14 protein-coding genes are annotated in these 17,007 nt (G+C 63.9%); 10 read left to right on the top strand and 4 right to left on the bottom strand.

Translation table 11 applies throughout. The annotated features are described in order from the left end of the window. Nucleotides 1-63: 63 nt before the first annotated feature. The 3 genes from AC07VU_RS28925 to AC07VU_RS28915 form a co-directional block, all read right to left on the bottom strand. On the bottom strand, nucleotides 64-819 hold the full coding sequence (locus AC07VU_RS28925) for an alpha/beta hydrolase family protein (protein WP_053262835.1): 756 nt from the start codon (nucleotides 817-819) through the stop codon (nucleotides 64-66). Next, nucleotides 809-1,918 (bottom strand): DUF3182 family protein, encoded by a 1,110-nt coding sequence (locus AC07VU_RS28920; protein WP_495030921.1) that lies wholly within the window; start codon nucleotides 1,916-1,918, stop codon nucleotides 809-811. The genes AC07VU_RS28925 and AC07VU_RS28920 overlap by 11 nt, the downstream gene beginning before the upstream one ends. Nucleotides 1,919-2,101: 183 nt before the next feature. Next, complete coding sequence (locus tag AC07VU_RS28915; protein ID WP_495030920.1) at nucleotides 2,102-3,100, bottom strand: GlxA family transcriptional regulator; 999 nt, start codon at nucleotides 3,098-3,100, stop codon at nucleotides 2,102-2,104. Between the two features lie 103 nt (nucleotides 3,101-3,203). Between AC07VU_RS28915 and AC07VU_RS28910 the strand changes: the two genes are divergently transcribed. From AC07VU_RS28910 to AC07VU_RS28865, 10 genes are all read left to right on the top strand, one after another. Continuing rightward, nucleotides 3,204-3,770 (top strand): cysteine hydrolase family protein, encoded by a 567-nt coding sequence (locus tag AC07VU_RS28910; RefSeq protein WP_495030919.1) that lies wholly within the window; start codon nucleotides 3,204-3,206, stop codon nucleotides 3,768-3,770. Nucleotides 3,771-4,502: 732 nt separating this feature from the next. After that, entirely contained in the window at nucleotides 4,503-6,386 is a 1,884-nt protein-coding gene (locus tag AC07VU_RS28905; protein ID WP_274304811.1) for a 3-dehydroquinate synthase, read from the top strand. Continuing rightward, entirely contained in the window at nucleotides 6,383-7,267 is an 885-nt protein-coding gene (locus AC07VU_RS28900) for a UbiA family prenyltransferase (RefSeq protein WP_150053018.1), read from the top strand. Before AC07VU_RS28905 ends, AC07VU_RS28900 begins: the two co-directional genes overlap by 4 nt. Next, nucleotides 7,264-8,031, top strand: a complete 768-nt coding sequence (locus tag AC07VU_RS28895) for an EboA domain-containing protein (RefSeq protein WP_274304812.1) — start codon at nucleotides 7,264-7,266, stop codon at nucleotides 8,029-8,031. Before AC07VU_RS28900 ends, AC07VU_RS28895 begins: the two co-directional genes overlap by 4 nt. 38 nt (nucleotides 8,032-8,069) lie before the next feature. Further along, on the top strand, nucleotides 8,070-8,954 hold the full coding sequence (locus AC07VU_RS28890; protein ID WP_150053019.1) for a TatD family hydrolase: 885 nt from the start codon (nucleotides 8,070-8,072) through the stop codon (nucleotides 8,952-8,954). Continuing rightward, the gene (eboE, locus tag AC07VU_RS28885; protein ID WP_495030918.1) at nucleotides 8,951-10,183 is read left to right on the top strand and encodes a metabolite traffic protein EboE; all 1,233 of its coding nucleotides are present in this window, start codon (nucleotides 8,951-8,953) and stop codon (nucleotides 10,181-10,183) included. Before AC07VU_RS28890 ends, eboE begins: the two co-directional genes overlap by 4 nt. Continuing rightward, nucleotides 10,173-11,618, top strand: a complete 1,446-nt coding sequence (locus AC07VU_RS28880; protein ID WP_053262844.1) for an alkaline phosphatase family protein — start codon at nucleotides 10,173-10,175, stop codon at nucleotides 11,616-11,618. The genes eboE and AC07VU_RS28880 overlap by 11 nt, the downstream gene beginning before the upstream one ends. Next, on the top strand, nucleotides 11,597-12,736 hold the full coding sequence (locus tag AC07VU_RS28875) for a hypothetical protein (RefSeq protein ID WP_495030917.1): 1,140 nt from the start codon (nucleotides 11,597-11,599) through the stop codon (nucleotides 12,734-12,736). The genes AC07VU_RS28880 and AC07VU_RS28875 overlap by 22 nt, the downstream gene beginning before the upstream one ends. 10 nt (nucleotides 12,737-12,746) lie before the next feature. After that, nucleotides 12,747-15,143 (top strand): hypothetical protein, encoded by a 2,397-nt coding sequence (locus tag AC07VU_RS28870; RefSeq protein WP_495030916.1) that lies wholly within the window; start codon nucleotides 12,747-12,749, stop codon nucleotides 15,141-15,143. 199 nt (nucleotides 15,144-15,342) lie between these two features. Then, a complete protein-coding gene (locus AC07VU_RS28865; protein ID WP_495030915.1) occupies nucleotides 15,343-16,398 on the top strand; it encodes a hypothetical protein in 1,056 nt (351 codons plus the stop codon). Nucleotides 16,399-16,492: 94 nt separating this feature from the next. On the opposite strand, the gene AC07VU_RS28860 is transcribed toward AC07VU_RS28865, so the two are convergent. Further along, nucleotides 16,493-17,005: a single-stranded DNA-binding protein gene (locus tag AC07VU_RS28860; RefSeq protein ID WP_009045846.1), complete on the bottom strand. Its 513-nt coding sequence runs from the start codon at nucleotides 17,003-17,005 to the stop codon at nucleotides 16,493-16,495. Between the last annotated feature and the right edge of the window lie 2 nt (nucleotides 17,006-17,007).

The raw sequence follows: 17,007 nt of genomic DNA, 5'->3' as shown, positions 1-17,007 counted from the left end.
CGCGCACGCGCGCGCTCCTCTCCAGGAGCGAGCTTGCGCGCCTCATTCAACCAGCGCTTGCGACTATCGCGACTGAATGATGCTCAAGCGTTCTCCCACCACCATTTCCGTGATCCAGTCCACCAGGATCGAGGTGTAGGCCTGCTGCGACACGGGATCGCTCAGGGCATGGTCGGCGCCGTCGATGATCCGGTGGGTCATGGAATGGGTCTGCTGGCAGGCCGCGCGGTAGCTCATGAACGTGGCGTGGGGCACATACTCGTCGTTTTCCGACTCCACCAGCAGCACATCCCCGGTGAACGTCGAACAGGCATGCAGCGCCCGGTTGCTGTCGGCACGCACCAGGCTGCTGCGGTAATCCAGCAGGTCGGCTTTGTCCAGGTCGCGCTTGGGGCTGTTCCAGGCTTCGTCGCGATACAGCGCCGGCACCCGCAATGCCAGCCAGCGCACCGGTCGCAGCGAGGTCAGGATGCTCGCCAGGTAGCCACCGTAACTGGTGCCCACCACGGCGATCGCCGAGGTGTCGAGGGCCGGATGGGCCAGCAGGCGGTCATAGGCCGCCAACAGGTCGCGCAGGTTGTCTTCGCGGGTCACCCGGTTCAGCGGGATGCCGCTGCCGGCATGGCCCCGCAGGTCGAAGGTCAGGCACACGCAACCCAGCCCGGCGATGCCGCGGGCACGCTCCAGGTCGCGCTCCTGGCTCCCACCCCAGCCGTGGACAAACAGTACGCCGGGGACTTTCGACTTGGGGCTGAGGAAAGTCCCGCGCATCTGCTCGTCATCGATGTCGATTTGAATGCTTTCGCTTCTAGCCGTCATAGGATTGGACCGTTACATATTTGAGAAGAAAGTCACTGTGTTCCGCGGGCCCGCGATAGACCTCGATGGCATCGGCCGGCAAGGGCCGGTCGACATAGGTTTCCACCGCGGACACACGAATCGCGCGCATGTCCGGATGCTCGATAAAGGCCTGCAAAGCCGCCACTTCGGCGCTGCTGGCACCGCCCATGCGCCACGATTGCTCGAGTACGCCGCTGCGCTGCCGGCCCTCGGCGTCCAGGCCCTGGGCGATGTCGTAGTTGCGCCGGGAGGCGAAAAATCGGGGGTAGGCCTCATCGGCGGCGGCGTCGAAAACCCGCGCCTGCTGTACCGCCAGGCGCACTTCCTGCGGCAGTTGCAGCGCCAGCAACTCAGGGTAGCCACCCTGCACCACCAACAGCTCGGAACCGCCGTAGACCTGCTCGCTGTCGGAGTCTTCGGTCAGGTACTGCTGGCCGCAGTAACTGAGGACGTGGCCGGCGATAAAGGACTGGCCGACGCTGTAGGTGGCCACTTGTTGCAGATCCTGCTCCAGGACCACGCCTTGATTGAACTGCCGGGCGACGTCCGGTTGCGCCAGCATCTCGTCGAAGCGCTCCAGGCTCTCGATCACCTGCTGGCCGCGACCGGCGCAGGCATGGATCGGTTTCATGCGGATCGGCCCGCTGTAAAGCAAATGACTGGCCGCTGGCCGGGCGTCATTCAGGGAAAACACGCTCAGGCCGTCCAGCACCACATTGCGCACCCGCTGGGAGAACAGCGGCGCCCAGCCCGGCGGGGCCACGGCGTTCCTGTTCAACAGACCATGGGTAATGGCCTTGGTGCAGATAAAGTCATGCTCGACATACCCGCCCCACAGGTCGTCCGGCCCCTTGAGCCGCAATTGCCGGGCCGCGGCGGGGCCGACGATGGTCTGCGTCGGCAACAGGTACAGCTCGCTCTGCCCATGCACGAGCGGGTCGTAGTCACCGGCGAACTGCAACCCGAGGATCTGCGCCAGCCAGCGGGCCAGCGCGCGATTGGTCTCCACGACATGCTGCGAGGCCCCCGGATGGACCGAGTGGGCGACCACTAGCTTCTTGCGTTGCGTCGGGGTCATGCGTCCCCCTTCGTCATCGGCGTGATGAATGTACAAGACAGGGTGCAGGGATCACGCCAAGGCCAGGGGGGAAGTCGAATGCCCCCATGGAATAAGCGCTCCAGGCCATCGCTGCTGGCATTGCGCCTGTTTTATTTTGCACGATCGGCCGGCGACGCCCGGTATTTTGCACGACCCGCGGGGTCAGCCCCGCGCCAGCGGTGCCGGCGGTGTCACGCCGAAACGCGCGCGATACTCACTGGGCGCCAGCCCGGTGATCTTCTTGAAGGTGGCGCGGAACGCCCCCGGGTCCTGGTAACCGACCGTCCAGGCGATATGGTCGATGGTGCCGTTGGTGAACTCGAGCATTTCCCGTGCCTTGCCTACCCGCAAGTGCTGGCAATATTCGGTGGGCTTGAGCCCGGTGGCGGCCCGGAAGCGCCGCAGGAAGGTGCGCTCCTCCAGCCCGGCCTGCTGTGCCATGACGGCGAGGGAAACGTCCACCGCGCCATTGGCCTGCAGCCAGTGCTGCACCTTGAGGATCGCCGCGTCGCCATGGCCGAGGATCGGCGCGAAGTTACTACCGCACTGGCTGGCGCTGTCGCTGTGTTCGATCACCAGGAAACGCGCGGTGCCGCTGGCGATGCTCGGGCCCAGCAGGCGGTCGACCAGGCGCAGCCCCAGCTCGGACCAGGCCATCAGGCCGGCGGTGGTAATCAGGTCGCCGTCGTCGACGATCGGCTTGTCGGCGTTCAGGCGGATGTTCGGGTAGCGCTCGGCGAACCGCTTCGCCGAGGTCCAGTGAGTGGTGGCGCTGCGGCCGTCGAGCAGGCCGCTTTCGGCCAGCAGGATCGAACCGACACAGACCCCGCCCAGGGTCGCGCCATTGGCATGCTGCTGGCGCAGCCATTGGATCAGTGCCTGCGGTGCCTGCGCCTGGGAAAAACCGGCCATCGAGGGTGGGATCAGCACCGCCAGCAATGGACCTTCAGCACCCGGGCGACTGTCGTACACCCGTACGGGCGCCTGGTCGGCCTGGGCCTGCCAGTGGCTGATGCGCAGCAGCGGCAACTGTGTGCTGCGCTGTTCGGCGGCAATGCGGTTGGCGACCTCGAACAGGTCGGTCAAGCCATGCACCGCGGCCATCTGTGCGCCGGGATAGATCAGCACGCCCAGTTCGGCGACTGCGCTTTCCATACCCATTGTCAGTTTTCCCCCTTCTATTGTCGGTGCGGCCAATCCTCGACCGGCCCGCCGGAGCCAATACTGGACTCCACAGCCAACCACTACTTCAGAGGAAACACCCATGGCCAAGCAAGCGCTCATCGTAGTCGATATCCAGAACGACTACTTCCCCAACGGCAAGTGGCCCTTGGTCGGTGTCGAAGCCGCCGCTGACAACGCCGCGCGGCTGATCCAGGCCTTCCGCGACAGCGGCCAGCAGGTGGTGCACATCCGCCACGAATTCACCTCCGACAGCGCACCGTTCTTCACCCCCGGCTCCAGCGGCGCGCAACTGCATCCGAAGGTCAGCAACCGCGCCGACGAGCCGGTGGTGCTCAAGCACTTCGTCAACTCGTTCCGCGAAACCGAGCTCAAGGCCATTCTTGACCAGCACGGCATCGAACAACTGGTGGTGGTCGGCAGCATGAGCCACATGTGTGTGGAAGGTACCGCCAGGGCCGCCGCCGACCTGGGCTACCCGGTGAAAGTGATCCATGACGCCTGCGCCACCCTCGACCTGGAGTTCAATGGCCAGCGAGTCGCCGCGGCACAGGTTCAGAGCGCGGTGATGTCAGCCCTGGCGTTCGCCTATGCCAGCGTCTTGTCCACCGAAGAGTTCCTTGCCGCCGAACGCGTCACTCCGGCCTGAGCCCACGGCTGCGGTGAGTTTTCCCTCACCGCAGCCGCCGTGCAGCCCGATCTTCACGGACAACCGGTGCAGAAACAGCCAGGTCCATGGCGCACGACATACATGTTGTTTCAAGCAAGGCAACTTAACCGAACAACTTCACGAATGATTCTTACTACCAAACAAACAACCTCCCCCTTGAATAAGTCCATACAGTAAATTCGCCCATACAACTCAATAAAGCCCAAACCAACAAGTCACCTATTCAATAGCCAACTAATAGTCAGCCTAAGAATAGTTATTTCAAATCCTGCCTTGTCCCCCCTTCCCAAAGTATTCCCTTTATAAATTGCCGCGTTTATTTCCTTTGGTTACTTCTCTTGCATATAAAAAAAAGCAATACACTCTATAGCCGAACACCACACCAAAAAATCTTGTACTACCCCGAACCCATTGACTAAAACCCACAAAAACAGGTCATCACCGTCAATCCACAAGACTGTTCGCAACAGTACAAACACATTATTCCCAGGCTTTCCCAACGAACCAGAAAAGCGTATTGCAGCCAGCTCGCTCGGTTTACTTGCAAAACTCTCGGCCTTGGCTAAGTTGATGACTAATCGCGATCCAAGTGTTCTCCAACGGGGCAAAAACCAATAAGAACCTTTCGAGGAATTCAATAACCAAACATCTCCCCTGCCTTACAAGCTGAACTGACACGGAATAAGTCATATCAATCAAGAGGGATGCTTGATGAAGCGCAGCTCGTTGCCTCGTGCCTTCTCGCTGAAGGGTACGACTGAGAATTACTGGCTCTCGTTATTCCTGTTCTCGACCCTCGTGGTCGCCAGCTTCCTGCTGTTCGAACAGCAGATCCAACAACTGCTGAACCATCTGGGCAGCTTGCTACCCACCGACCCCACACAACGTTTAGGCCTGGCCCTGCTGCTGGTAGCCCTGCTGACGCTGGATGTGCTGCTGCCAGTACCTTCAAGCCTGGTGGCGCTGCTGGCCGTGGCAGCCCTGGGTGCCATCGGCGGCTACCTGGTGATCTTTATCGGCCTGTGCCTGGGAGCCTGCCTGGGCTACTGGCTGGGGGCGGGCTACTTTCGCCTGCTCTCCAACTGGCTCGGTCTCAGAAGCTGGCAACCCGGGCAACTGGCCTATCGCCTCAGTACCTTGTCGCTGGTCTGCCTGCGTGGTGTGCCAGTGCTGGCCGAGACCTCGGTGCTGGCCGCCGGCATGCAGCGCTACCCACAGCGCCAGTTCCTGCTGGTCACCACCCTGGCCAACGCCGGACTGGCCCTGGCCTACAGCGCCATCGGCAGTCTGCTGGTAGAGCAGAATGCCCTGCTGGCGACCATTCTCGCCAGCATGGTCCTGCCGGGTCTGTTCCTGGGCGGCCGCAGCCTGCTCAAGTCACGCGTCGCGCAGCCGCAGGGTGATCGAGCGCGCTCCCTGGAGGGTCGCTTCGAGGTGAGCTACCACTATCCGGTACTGTTCACCGACCACATCTTCCAGGCGGACAATGCCTGCCTGCACCAGCAACTCACCCGGCAGCATCCGGGGCGGACCACCGTGCTGGTGTTTGTCGACGAGCAACTGCTGCAGTGCTCCGCGCAATTGCCACAGCAGATCAGCGATTACTTCAGCGCCCACACCGCCGACCTGCATCTGCAGGCCGCGCCGATCGCGGTGCCGGCGGGGGAACTGAGCAAAACCCCGGAAGTGCTCCAGCAGTTGTATGCGCACATGCTGCAGCACGGCCTGGACCGGCACTGTTATGTGCTGGCCCTGGGCGGCGGAGCGGTACTGGACGCCGTGGGCTACGCCTGCGCCACCTTCCATCGGGGCATGCGCCTGATCCGCATCCCGACCACGGTGCTGGCCCAGAACGACGCCGGCATCGGGGTGAAAAACGGCATCAACGCCTTCGCCCAGAAGAACCTGCTGGGGGCGTTCTACCCCGCCACGGCAGTGATCAACGACTTCCAGCTGCTGCTCAGCCTGTCGCACCGAGACCAGATCGCCGGCCTCGCCGAGGCGGTGAAAGTCGCGGTGATCAAGGATCATGCGTTCTTCCAGTGGATGGAGCAGCAGGTCGAGGCCCTGGCCAGCTTCGAGCACAGCGCCAGCCGTTATGCCATCCGCCGCTGCGCCGAGCTGCACCTGGGCCATATCAATGGTGCCGGCGACCCCTTTGAACGGGGCAACGGCCGGCCTCTGGATTACGGCCACTGGGCCGCCCACAAGCTGGAAAACCTCAGTCGGCACCGCTTGCGCCATGGTGAGGCGGTGGCCGTGGGCATGGCTCTGGATGCACTCTACGCCAACGCCATCGGCCTGCTGTCCGATGGGGAAACCCAGCGCCTGCTGCACGTGCTCGACAAGCTCGGCTTCAACCTGTGCCCCGCAGAACTGCGCCTGAAAGACGCCCAGGGTGGCTCTCTGGTGCTGCAAGGTCTGGAAGAGTTCCGCCAGCACCTGGGGGGGCAGTTGTCGATCCCGATGCTCAACCGCCTGGGCCAGTCCATCGATGTGCACCACATCGAACTGCCAGTGATGGAACAAGCCCTGTTGCGCCTGGCCAGCCTCGGCAGAGCGGACTTCGCCTGGAGCGAGGGCTGCGCGCAATGACGCCTTCAGCGCTGAGCACCTGGCTGACCCTGGGGCGGGTCTCCAACCTGCCGACGGTGTGGACCAACGCCCTGGCCGCCGCCCTGCTGGCCAGCAGCGCCACCGCCCTGGCGCCGCCCTCGTCGCTGGTCTGGACGCTGCTGCTGGTGGTGCTCTCGGCGCTCTACCTGGCGGGCATGCTGCTCAACGACCTGCTGGATGCCGACTGGGATCAGCGGCACCAGAACCCGCGCCCCATTGTCCTCGGCCTGGTCAGTCGCACTCAGGTGAGCCTGGCCACCACCGCCCTGCTGCTGTTGGCGTTACTGTCGCTGCTGGGGCTCAGCCAGTTGATCGCCCAGCCTCGCTGGCTGCTGGCCAGCGCCGGGTTGTTGCTGCTGTTCATCCTGGCCTACAACCTGCTGCACAAAAAACACCCCCACAGCGTCTGGCTCATGGGCGGCTGCCGCTCGGCCCTGTACCTGACCGCCGCCGCCAGCCTGGCCATGCCACCGCAACCGTTGTGGTTGTGCGCCGCGTTGCTGGGCGCCTACATCGCCGGCCTGACTTACCTGGCCCGGCTGGAACATAAGAACCAGCTGCTCAGCCGCCTGCCGCTGCTGCTGATGCTCAGCCCGCTGGCCCTGGTCGCTTATGCCGACAACGGCGTGTTCTGGCTGGTACTGCTGCTGTGGCTGGGCTGGTTGGGCTGGCACTACCGGCGCCATCTGGCCAACCCGCGGCAGCGGCAGATCCGTGCCTTTATCGGTGCCGGCCTGGCCGCCCTGCCACTGTTCGATGCCCTGGTACTGGCCCTGGCCAACCAACCCCTGGGCAGCCTGCTGTGCGTACTGGTGTTTTTCCTGCTTCCCCACCTTCAACGCTGGATCAAGCCGACATGAGCATGGACGTCATTGCCCCATCCTCGAATGCGCTCGCCCCCCGCCATGCCGCCTTCGCCGAACGGCGCCGGCAGCTCGACGGACAGCTCGACCCCGACACCCGCCGCTGGTGGCAAGAGGCCCTGGAACAACTGGCCCGGAAGCCTTCGGCCAATACCCTGGTGCTGCTCAGCAGCCAGTGCAAACGCCGCCTCGGTGACAGCCTGGTGCCCGACAGCCAAGGCTGGACCCGGAGCCAGCTGGCCCGCGCGCTGTTGTTGGCGCAGCTTCTGCAACAGCAGGCCAGCGCCGATCGGTTGCCCTTGTTGCGCCAGCTGTTCCTTTGGGCCGACGACTCGGAAAAGAGCGCCCTGCTCAAGGCCCTGGACGACCTCGATAGCCAAGGCCACAGCCTCGACCTGGCGCTGCAGGCGGGGCGCACCAACAACCGCGAGGTGTTCGCCGCCATCGCCCTGGACAACCCCTTCCCGGCCCGCCACTACAACGACCGGGCCTTCAATCAACTGGTGCTCAAGAGCCTGGGCATGGGCCTGGACAGCCGCCGGATCAACGGCCTGGCCCAGCGCCGCAGCGTCGATCTCAACCAGCTGGCGCTGGACCTGATGGAGGAGCAATTGGCGGCGCAGCGCAACGTTTCCGACGGGCTGCCCCAGGTCATCGCCTTCGAGTTGTTGAGCCCGGCCCAGCGTCTGCGTCTGCGCGACCTGTGCCAGCAGCGACGACTGCCGCCGCACTGGCTCGAACACCTCCCGGCCGACGCCTGAATCACCACGGTTTTCTACAACCACATAAGGGACTCACCATGCTGAAGTACTTCGACCCGCATATTCATATGGTCAGCCGCACCACCGACGACTATCAGAACATGGCCGCCGCGGGCATCACCGGGGTGATCGAGCCGGCTTTCTGGCAAGGCCAGGCGCGCACCAGCGTCGGCAGCTTCATCGACTACTTCGATACCCTGCTGGGCTGGGAACGCTTTCGCGCCAGCATGTTCGGCATCCACCACTTTTGCACCATCGGCCTCAACCCCAAGGAGGCCAATGACCTGTCGCTGGCCAACGAGGTGCTGGAGATCCTGCCGCGCTATCTGGTCAAGGACGGCGTCGTGGCGGTAGGGGAAATCGGCTACGACGACATCACCCCGGAGGAAGACCGCTTTCTCGCCGCGCAACTGGAACTGGCCAAGCAGTTCAACCTGCCGGTGCTGGTGCACACCCCGCACCGCGACAAGATCGGCGGCACCAAGCGCACCCTGGCAGTGATCCGCGAAGTGGGCATCGCCGAACATCTGGTGATCATCGATCACCTCAACGAACTGACCCTGCCCCTGGTGCTCGACAGCGACTGCTGGCGCGGGCACTCCATCTACCCCAACACCAAGATGTCGGAGCAGCGCATGGTGGCCCTGCTCAAGGAGTACGGCCCCGAGAAAATGGTGGTCAACAGCGCCGCCGACTGGGGCATCAGCGATCCGCTCAAGGTGCCCAAGACCGGACAGGCCATGCTCGCCGCCGGCTTCAGCGAAGCCCAGGTGGAGCAGGTGCTGTTCCACAACCCGGTGGATTTCTTCGCCCAGAGCGGGCAGTTGGACAAGCAGTGGGTGAGTGCCCCGCTGCCCATCGACCAGCGTCGTCAGTGGCAGGACAACTCCGCCCTGCGCGGCCAGGAACCGGTGGTCAAATGAGCGCTCGTCGGGGCTGGAGCGCCGCCCGGATCGGCTATTGCAGCAACGTGCACCCAGCCCCCGACCTGGCCACGCTGAGCGCCTCGATCGAGACGCACTTCCAGGGCGTGCGCCAGCAACGCGGCCTGCCCGAACAGGACAGCGGGTTGTGGATCAGCGCCCAGGCGGCGGCCGAGCTGCAACAGCCGCAGGCCCTCATGGGATTTCTCAGGCTGTTGCGGCACAGCGGGCTGCGCCTGACTTCGCTCAATGGCTTTCCCTACGGCCAGTTCCACCAGGGTGCGGTGAAAGCCGAAGTCTATCTGCCCAACTGGGCCGATCCGCAGCGCCTGGAGTACAGCTTGCAACTGGCGCGGATCCTGGCCGCGGCCCTGCCGCAGGATTGCCCCAAAGGGGTGATTTCCAGCGTGCCGCTGGGGTATGCCGCCACCTGGAGCCTGGCCCACCGGCAACGGGCCGAGCAGCAGCTGCGCCAGCTGACCCAGGCCCTGGCCAGGCTGCGCCGGGAGACCGGCAAACAGATCCTGTTCTGCCTGGAAATGGAGCCCGATTGCGTGCTGGAGCACACCGACCAGGCCATCCAATTCTTCCGCCGCTGGCAAGCCACGGATCCCCATCATGAGCATCTGGCCCTGTGCTTCGATGTCTGCCATCAAGCCGTGGTCTTCGAGCATTGCCATGACGCCCTGGAGCGGCTGCGCCAGGCCGGTGTGCCGGTGGGCAAGATCCAGCTCTCCAATGCCCTGATCTGCCGCCTGCCGGAAGCGGACCCTCTGCGGCGCCAGCAGGTGCTGACGGCCCTGGGGGACTTTGTCGAGGCCACCTACCTGCATCAGGTCAAAGCCCGGGACCACCAGGGCCGCCTGCTGGCCTGGCCGGACCTGCCCGCCGCACTGCAGGCCAACGAGCTGGCGTCCTGCCCCGAGCTGCGCATCCATTTCCATGTGCCGCTATTCAGCGAGCAGTTGTTGCTGCCCGAACTCAGCGGCAGCCAGAGCGCGCTGTTGCAGACCTTCGATTACCTGGCGGAGCACCCGGAAGTGCACCCGGTACTGGAGGTGGAAACCTACAGCTGGAACGTGCTGCCCGCTCCGCTGCGGCCACAGACCGAACAGGCGCTGCTCCAGGGCATCGTTGCCGAGTTGCGCTGGGTCGAAGGGCAATTACGCGAGCGGCAACTGCTAAGCGCCCCATCCCCCGCGCAGGAGGCCTGCCCCCATGGTGTCTGAAACAAGCTGCCCACCACTGTTGCTGATCAATGTGGTCGGGTTGACGCCGAGCCTGCTGGGCGAGGCCACGCCACGGATCAATGCCTTGCTGCGCAACGCCGCGATGACCAGCCTGCAACCGGTGTTCCCGGCCGTGACCTCGACCGTGCAGGCCTCGCTGCTGACCGGCCTGACGCCCGCGGAACACGGTATCGTCGGCAACGGCTGGTACTTTCGCGACCAGGCCGAAGTGCGCTTCTGGCTGCAATCCAACGCCCTGGTCCAGGGGGAAAAGGTCTGGCAGACCCTGAAGCGCCAGCGCCCCGACTTTCGCTGCAGCCAGTTGTTCTGGTGGTTCAACATGCACGCAGAGGTGGATGCGGCCATCACTCCACGCCCCCATTACCCGGCCGATGGGCGCAAGGTGTTCGGGCTCTATTCGACGCCCGCCAGCCTGCACCAGACCCTCGAGCGGCAGATCGGCGAGTTTCCCTTCCCCGGTTTCTGGGGGCCCGCGGCGGGCATCGCCTCCAGCCGCTGGATCGTCGATTGCGCCATGGCCGAGTTCCAGCTCAACCGACCCGACCTGCAACTGATCTACCTGCCGCACCTGGATTACAGCCTGCAACGCCTGGGCCCCCAAGACCCGTCGATCGCCGACGAGGTCCGCGCTATCGACCAGCAGGTGGGGCGCCTGCTGAGCTTCGCCCAAGCCCAGGGCGCCAGGGTGATGCTGCTCTCCGAATACGGCATCGAGGCGGTCCGGCAATCGGTGTCGATCAACCGCCTGCTGCGCCGTGAAGGATGGCTGCAGGTCCGCCAGTCGCTGAGCTGGGAATTGCTCGACCCTGGCGCCAGCGCCGCCTTCGCCGTGGTGGACCATCAGATCGCCCATGTCTACGTGAAACGCGCCGAGGACGTGGCCCGGGTCAAGGCGCTATTGCAGCGCCAGCCGGGCATCGAGCAGGTGCTGGACAAGCCCGCGCAACGGGACTGGCAACTGGACCACGAGCGCAGCGGCGAACTGGTGGCGGTGGCCGCCGCCGGCTACTGGTTCGATTACCGCTACTGGCTCGACGACTGCCTGGCCCCCGACTTCGCCCGCACCGTGGACATCCACCGCAAGCCGGGCTACGACCCGCTGGAACTGTTCATCGATCCGGCCATCCGCTTTCCGAAACTGCGAGCGGCGCGGCGCCTGCTGCAGAAAAAACTCGGCTTTCGCTACTACATGGACCTGATCCCCCTGGATACCCGGCTGGTCCGCGGCAGCCATGGACGCTTGCCGGCCAGCCGCGCGACCGCTCCGCTGCTGATCACCAATTGCGGTCTGTCGTTGCCGGACCAGCTTCCGGCCACGGCAGTCAAGCAACTGCTCCTGCAGTACTTCCTGGAGCGCCCTCACCACGACCCGGCCAATGCCAAGGAGCTTCCATGCGGCGAGCCATCTCTATAACAGTTCTGAGTGCCGTGGCCGGTTTGGCCCAGGCCCAGAGCGCCAGCCCTTACGACTGCAGCAATTTCTTCACCTACGGGACCAGCGTCGAGAAGACCCGCAGCGACTTCCTCGCCAGCCCCGAGACCCAGGCCTGGAACTGGTTCGTCTGCCTCAACCAGCCGTCCGCCCAGGGCAGCCCCAACCGGGTCTGGGAAGGGCTCAAGCCCTCGAGTCAGGTGTTCCTGCCCAATGGTGCCCCGCCCCAGCCCTACCTGCCGGAGCAACCCGCGCCCGACGCAGTCCTGGAACAGGCCCGGCAACTGGGGATGAACCTCGACCGGACCTTCCATGACCTGGACAGCACGCTACAGGTGGACGGGCTGCCCCTGCTGATGGGCGGCCAGGTACCGGCAGCGCAACGGGGCCAGCCGGTGCGTTTTCTCTTGCAGATGGGCCAGGGCACCTTCGACTACATCATGCAGAAACAGGTCTACAACATGAACGGTCAGTACGCGCTGACCAGCAACCTGAAATTTCCCGAGGCCTCCTGGGAGGTAAAAACCTCGTGGATCTGGATCGGCACCGATGCCGCGTTCAAGCAACAGCTGGAAAACGACGGCTACTACGTCATCCAGGCCTACTACCCCCACCAGAACCAGTATCAGGTCGGCTATGCCGCGCTCAGCGGCATGCACGTGATCAACAAGCTGAGTCCCGAGTGGATCTGGACCACCTTCGAGAACGTCAACAACCACAAATACACCGTGACCAACGCCGTGCCGGCCACCCCGATGACCAACACCACCGGGCCGACGCCCCCCTCCATACCAGTCAACAGCAGCTTCCAGGGCAACTACCCCTACCTCTCGAAGTACGAGTTGATCGGGGTCGAATTCCAACCCGTGCCCCAGGTGCTGGCCAATTCGCAACTGGAGTCGGCCTTCCAGGACACCTCATCGTGCCTGGCCTGCCACGGTACCGCGGCCTACTCGAAACAGAAGGGTTACTTCAATTTCGCGATGAAAGAGGACGGCGGGATCGTCTACCCCACCACCCCGCTGCCGGCTTCGGACTTCGCCGACTACAACAAACTGGACTTTGTCTGGTCGCTTAAACGCGCCCAGTGGCAACGCTAAGGAGCCTGACATGAGCGTATTGAACTTCCCCCGCATCTACCTCAACGGCCATATGTTCTGGAACCCGCCAACGGCCAACAACAACGATGCACTGCCGCTCTATGACGCGGTCAGGATGGACCTCAACTGGCAGTTCCTGAACTCCTACGACATCAATCCCCAGAACGCCCCCGAAGCGCTGATGCCCTGGACCATCCAGCCGTTGTCCAGTACCCAGGTACCTCGCTATGTATTGCAGGTGCCGACCAATGCCGGGGCCTTCCGCAATCCGTTCATGCCCGCCGAATGGGATCTGTTCGGCGACAATGCCTGCGGCACCGTGAGCTACAAGGACACCCAGTCAACGATCATTGGTGGCGAGCTCCAGGCCAATACCTACATCGACCGGGACCCGCTGGTCAGCAAGAGCTTTCAGTTGCTCGGCAACCCCTTTGGCAGCCAGGCGCCCACGCCCGCACGCTTCGTCGATATCAGCCCCTGGCAGAACACCTTCACCGCGCTGTATTTCGACAAGCTGGTGCTGGGCGACGCCCAGTGCGGCCTGACCCTCAACCGCCAGTACCGGATGCTCGACCGCTTCCTGAACTTCAACTGGGCATCCACCTTCGGCGGCCTGAGCTATGTGACGACCACCTGGCAGACCTGCTTTGCGAGGGAAAACCTGGACTGGGCCGTCGGCGATTCGCTCCTGCTGCAACAGCTCCAGCAGCAGATGATCGAGCAAGGCGCCAAGGGGCTGATGTTCCGCTTCTCCACCTACCTGACCTACTACGACAAGAACGGCGTGTTCAACGACTTCCCGCCGGTCAATACCCATTCCAGCAACCCCGAGGACGTGGCCCAGGTGCAGCGGATGTATGAGCAGGGGCTGAACAACGTCGCCGATATTTTCTACAACCCGGCCTACAGCAGCACGGCGGGCACCCTGGGCCTGTGGTTCGACGACGAATTCCCCACCGCCCCGGCTGGCCGGCGCCTGGTCCCGGCGGAGCCGGTGCCGGTCTACAAGACCACGCCTGGCGATATGCAAGACACCAAGGCCACGCTGGGCGTGATCCCTGTCCAGATCACCGGCGACACCCTGTCGCTGGACCTGTCCAACGGCATTCCGTTCTATCCGGTCGATCCCAAGGCCCCCATCGCGGTGGCCGAGAAATTCAATGCCGGCATCCTCCACCTGGGGGTGCGCCAGGAAGACCGGTTCATCTCCGCCGTCATGATCACCTACCCCCTGTACCGTCAGTCGGCCTTCAACCAGCGCTCAGGCATTCTCGACGTGCCCCTGACTGTCGAGCAAAAGAACCTGCTCGAGAGCGGTCCCCTGGAACTGCAACAACTGCTGGCAAGCGCCGAACCGGTGATCGCCGCCACCCAGCGGCAGTGGACCGCCGAAGTGGTCGAGAGTGGCGGATTCATTGATGTGGGCGACCACAAGACGCTGACGATCATGGTGCAGAAGGACGGCAAGCCCGCGCCGGAGGGCACCGAGCTGCTGGTCGCCGAATACGGCAACGCCTATATGGTGACCACCAGCGACTATTACCTGGCATTCAGCAACGAAGCCGACTTCACCCTGTTCTACGATTACCCGGAAGAACCTACGCTGAACCGCTCCAACCGGCCGCAGTTCATCGACACACCGGTGGCTGTCAGCTATCTGGCCACTGGCAGCGGCCGCCGGCTCACGGACAGGCGCACGGTCGTCACCTCCAATACCGTGCCGGAGGGAGAACCGGTCGGTTATCAGCAGTTCCTCGACCAACCCATTACCGTCAACCTGCACCCCTGCCTGGTTTTCGACAATGCCATCGCCCAGACCGGAACCCTGCGCGACGAAACGGCTACCAGCAGCGTCAACTACAGCATCGCCAGGATCCGCACCGACGCCAGCGGTGTCGCTCGACTGGGAATCAGGGCAGAGGCACCGGGTTTCCCTACCCTGCGTTTCTTCCTGCCCGAAGGCGGCAAGATGCCCGCCGTGCCCTTTAGCTTCAACTACTCCGAGGCCTACACCGACTGCCTCGCGCCTTTGCGGGTGCTGCCGCTGGAGCCGAAGCTGCAGCAGGACTTCATCGACTACTGGAACACCATCTACCGGGACCTGAACGCCAGCCAGCTGATGTGGAACAACTTCATCTACCCGCAGATCCTGCAGCCCTTCTATTACCTGTACCCGATCATGAACAAGTTCATGCCGCTCAACTCCCAGCAGCGCGTGGAAGGCGCCATCGACCAATTGATCGTGCTGATCAGCAAGGAGTACCAGGAAGAAAGCACGCTCTCGATGCCCATCACCCGTGACATGTCGCAGAGCCGGCGGGCCGTGCTGGAGCTTTGGGCCAACGCCCTGGTGAAACACAATTACCCGCCGATGCCCCTGAGCATGAAGGACTTCCCCCCCTGCTGACAGGAACCCCGTACCGGGAACACCGGGTGACACAGCGTCACCCGGCACTTCACAGGAGTGCCGCCATGAACGTCCGTCTCTTGCGCCGCCTGTTGCCATTGCTCCTGCTGTTCTGTCCCTGGGCTTTCGCCGGGCAGGACAGCAGCGAACCCTGGCAACCGCCGCTATGAACCGACCCAATGCCAACTGGAGAGAACCGATGACAGCTCCCCTACGGATTCCCCCCCGGCCCCGTGAAAACTTGCGTGCGCACACGGTCATTCGCGAGAACCTGCTCAACCCCCGGGGCCTCTGTCTGCAAGCCGATGGCAGCCTGCTGCTGGCCGAAGCCGGCTCCGGGCGGCCGGACCAACCGTTCAGTGGGCGCATCAGCCGACTACGCCCCGACCCGCGCCGGACGGGTGCCTACCTGATGCCCGAAACGCTGGCCCATGGCTTTCGCTCCATGAACATGCAGGCACGCATGCTGCGCGACGAAATCCTGGGGCTGTCGGATATCGCCTGCGGCGCGGGGCGTTGCCTGGCCAGCCTGACCGACTACGTCGAAGGCTCGAAAGTCCTGGACCTGGCCTGTAGCCCTCCCGAGCCTCTGTTTCACAGCCGCGGCAACCTCAACGCCCTGTGCTATCACCCCACGCGTCATCGCTGGCTGGCAGTCAAACCCGATAGCAACCAACTGGTGGAGTTCAGCGGCACCGGCGAGGAGCGGGTCCTGGTCGAGCTGCCCGACCTGGGCCAGGATCAGGATGCGGTGCCCGTTACCCTGGTCTACGAACCGAGCACCGGCGCCATGCTGATCAGCCTGTTTTCCGGCGAGTTGCACCAGGACCCGAGCCGCCGGGGCATCGACTTCGCCGACCAGGCCGGCCAGGTGATCCGGGTCTGGCCGGAAAGCGGCCACAGCGAAGTCCTGATCGAAGGCCTACAACTGCCCACCGGCCTGGCACTGACCCCGACGGGACAGCTGCTGGTGCTGGAACTCTGCGACCGTCTGCTGCAACCGCTGCTCACGGACTGGGACGGCGAATGCCTGCACGGCGGCTTCGCCCGCTTCAGCGGCCGCCTGCTGTGCTGCAACCTGCAGACAAGAGAAGTGAGTATCCTCGCCCAGGGCCTGGATACCCCGTCCAACCTGTGCCTGGTACCGGGGGCCGTATTGATCAGCGAAGGCATGGGCTTGAGTGGCCGCCCCTTGCCCACCCCCGACGGCCCGCCCGTCCCCTTGACCGGGAGGCTGCGGCGAGTCGAACTCTAAAGCGGCGACACCAGGCCGGTGTTTCAAGCGGCCAAAAAAAAAACGGAGCCCATTAAGGGCTCCGTTTTTCACTCATGACCTGCGTTCCGAGGGATCAGAACGGAATATCGTCATCGAAGCTGTCGTCGAAGTTCTGCGCCGGCTGTGGCGAGGACTGCTGAGGCGCTGGACGCGATTCGCGTTGTGGCGCCTGCGAAGGCTGCGGACGCGACTGCTGCGGACGTGGCGCGGAGTTGCCCATGCCCTGGCCCTGGTCGCCCTGAGGACGGCCGCCCAGCAGCTGCATGGTGCCCTGCATGTCGACGATGATTTCAGTGGTGTAACGCTTGATGCCGTCTTTTTCCCACTCGCGGGTCTGCAGCTTGCCTTCGATGTAGACCTGCGAACCTTTGCGCAGGTACTCGCCGGCGATTTCCGCGACCTTGCCGAACATCGACACACGGTGCCACTCGGTCTTCTCGACCTTCTGACCGGTCTGCTTGTCGGTCCATTGTTCGCTGGTGGCCAGACTCAGGTTGGTCACGGCGTTACCGTTAGGCAGGTAGCGAACTTCAGGATCCTGGCCGCAAGTGCCGACCAATATGACTTTGTTAACCCCACGGGCCATAA

Source organism: Pseudomonas sp. GW821-FHT02B10 (assembly GCF_059421865.1).
This window is presented reverse-complemented; position numbering and strand designations above follow the sequence as displayed.